Origin of the sequence: Sphingomonas sp. CCH9-F2 (genome assembly GCF_001556735.1) — a bacterium.
Lineage (GTDB): Bacteria > Pseudomonadota > Alphaproteobacteria > Sphingomonadales > Sphingomonadaceae > Sphingomonas > Sphingomonas ginsenosidimutans.
Genome location: NZ_LSJO01000485.1, coordinates 1 through 2,525, shown reverse-complemented (window position 1 = coordinate 2,525; position 2,525 = coordinate 1). Strand labels below are relative to the sequence as shown.

The 2,525-nt window shown below is 71.0% G+C and carries 4 protein-coding genes; all 4 read right to left on the bottom strand.

Translation table 11 applies throughout. From position 1 onward, the window contains the following. Window positions 1-37: 37 nt before the first annotated feature. Entirely contained in the window at window positions 38-439 is a 402-nt protein-coding gene (gspI, locus tag AX685_RS13765) for a type II secretion system minor pseudopilin GspI (protein WP_066489641.1), read from the bottom strand. Then, on the bottom strand, window positions 426-914 hold the full coding sequence (locus tag AX685_RS13760) for a GspH/FimT family pseudopilin (RefSeq protein ID WP_231738885.1): 489 nt from the start codon (window positions 912-914) through the stop codon (window positions 426-428). The genes gspI and AX685_RS13760 overlap by 14 nt, the downstream gene beginning before the upstream one ends. A 10-nt stretch (window positions 915-924) precedes the next feature. Continuing rightward, on the bottom strand, window positions 925-1,362 hold the full coding sequence (gene gspG, locus AX685_RS13755; protein WP_066489639.1) for a type II secretion system major pseudopilin GspG: 438 nt from the start codon (window positions 1,360-1,362) through the stop codon (window positions 925-927). A 22-nt stretch (window positions 1,363-1,384) separates the two neighbouring features. Next, window positions 1,385-2,525: type II secretion system inner membrane protein GspF (gspF, locus tag AX685_RS13750; RefSeq protein WP_066489636.1), on the bottom strand; the 1,141-nt coding region annotated here is incomplete at its 5' end.

Genomic DNA, 2,525 nt, shown 5'->3' with positions numbered 1-2,525 from the left:
CCACCCGACTGGGCAGGCAGGGCATCGCGCGCCGTTCTCACCGCGCCACCGCCGCATTCGCCGCCGCCGGCCGCACCATCGTCATCCGCCCCAGCACCGCGCCGCCGCGATCCCCCACGCTGACGTCGATGCGCATCACCCCGGCGTCGCCGACCGGCTGCACCTCGCGAGCCCACGTCCAGTCGCGCCCGCCGTTGCTCTCCACCCCGCTCGTCCGCCCGCGCACCGGCGCTTGCGCATCGGTCACCGCCTCGATCGCGACGTTGCGCGCGACGGTCTGCGCCAGCAGCGTCGCGGCGACCGCACCGGTCGATCGGATCACCTGCCCCTCCAGCCGGATCAGCGCCAGCGCGGCGAGGCTGAACACCGTCAACGCCACCATGATCTCGATCAGCGTGAAGCCCGCCGCCCCGGCGCGGGGCGCGTCATCCCGCGACATGGACGCTTCCGTCCGCCGCGATCTCCACGTCGGCGCGCGCGCCCTCGCGGCGCAGCGTCACGGTCAGCGGACGATCGGCCAGCCCGGTCGCGTCGAACATCACCCGCTCGCGCGCGCCGAAGCCCGCGGCGGTGCCGCTGTTCCACCGCTCGATCGCCAGCGGACCGTCCTCGATCGGCGTCCAGCGCCCGCCGCGCCATTCGTCGAAGCCATAGCCGGTCGGCGTCACCCACAGGCTGACCGGCCGCGCCTGAAGGATCGCGCCATCATGCGCCGCGCGCGTGCGCACCGCGAAGCGCGCCGCCTCGTCCATCAACCGCCCGCGCGAATCGGGCATCGCCAGCACCGCCGCCGCCGACGCCAGCCCGATGACGGTGATGACCACCATCAGCTCGACCAGCGTGAAGCCGCGTTCGGCGGAACGCCAACGAAGGCCGAAGCCGCGCGCTCGCGGGTCGCGCGCGCTACCGCGCACCGGCGTCCGCTTACTGCCAGGAACCGATATCGGCATCGATCCCCTCGCCGCCGTCCTTCCCGTCGGCGCCCAGCGTCCACACGTCCGCCTGCCCGTGCTTGCCCGGCGCGGCATACAGGTAGTCGCGGCCCCACGGATCCTTGGGCAGCTTCTTCACGTACCCGCCCGCCTGATAACGCGCGGCATCCGCACCGGCGGGCGCCGACACCAGCGCCGGCAGCCCCTGCTGCGTCGTCGGATAGCTGCCCATCTGAAGGCGATAGAGTTCCAGCCCCTGTTCGATCGTGGCGATGTCGGCCTTCGCCTTCTGGATACGCGCGGTGTCGCCCGACGGCAGCACGTTGAGCGCGACGATCGTCGCCAACAGGCCGATGATGACGATCACCACCATCAGCTCGACAAGGGTGAAGCCGTTCTTCCTACGCCGCTTCTTCGTCTCGGTACGCATGGTCTCTCTCACTGTCCGGCCGCTATTGCCCCGCCAGCGTGTTGAGCTGGAGGATGGGAAGCAGGATGGATAGCACGATCGTCGCCACAATCGCGCCCATCACCACGATGATGAGCGGTTCCAGCAACGACAGCGCGGTGGCGGTGAAGCGGTCGAATTCGCGCTCCAGATAATCGGCGGCGCGCTCCAGCATCTCGTCCAGCCGCCCCGCCGCCTCGCCGCTGGCCGCCAGATAGACCAGCAGCGGCGGAAACACCCCCGTGCGCCGCATCGCCGCCGACAGGCTGCCGCCGCCGCGGATCGCCTCGGTGATCTCGTCCGACGCGGCCTTCAGGCGGCGGTTGTGGATCGTCCCGGCGGTGAGGCTGAGGCCTTCCAGCAACGGCAGGCGGCTGGCGACCATCGTCGACAGCGTGCGTGCCATCCGCGCGGCGTGCAGGTCGCGCAGCAACCGCCCCAGCAGCGGAACGCGCAACAGCCAGGTGTCGAAGGCCAGCCGTATGGGCGGCTGGCGCAGCGCCGCCCATGAGCCCACGCCCGCCACGACGATCAGCAGGACCAGCAGCCACCACCAGTGCACCAGCAGGTCGGACAGGCCGATCACCAGCCGCGTCAGTAGCGGCAGTTCCTGCCCCACGGTATCGAACTGTTCGACCACCTGCGGCACAACGAAGGCCATCAGCGCGATCACCACGCCCATCGCCACCGTGGCGAGGACGGAGGGATAGGCCATCGCGGTCAGCAGCTTGCCACGGATCTCCGCCTGCCGTTCCAGCAACGTCGACAGCCGCTCCATGATCTGCGGCAGCGTGCCGCTGCTTTCGCCCGCTGCCACCATCGCGCGGTACAGCGGCGGGAAGCTCTTCGGCTCGCGCGCCATCGCATCGGCCAGCCGCCGCCCCTCGACCACGCCGGTATGCACCGTCGCAACGATCGCGCGCACGCTTTCCTGCTCGGTCTGCCGCGTGATCGTGCGCAAGGATTCCTCCAGCGGCGACACGCGGTTCAGCGTCGCCAGCTGGCGCGTGAACAGCGTCAGCTGCTTGCCCGACATCTTCGCGCGACCAAGCTCCAGCCCGAACAGCGGTCGCCCCTTCGCGGCCGGCGCGCTGCCCGGCTCCAGCCTGACGACGAACAGCCGCCGCCGGTCGAGCGCCGCCCGC

Bases quoted from the DNA above. Each gene is read 5' to 3' on its own strand.
- gspI (WP_066489641.1), bottom strand. From the start codon at position 439: ATGTCGCGGGATGACGCGCCCCGCGCCGGGGCGGCGGGCTTCACGCTG.
- gspG (WP_066489639.1), bottom strand. From the start codon at position 1,362: ATGCGTACCGAGACGAAGAAGCGGCGTAGGAAGAACGGCTTCACCCTT.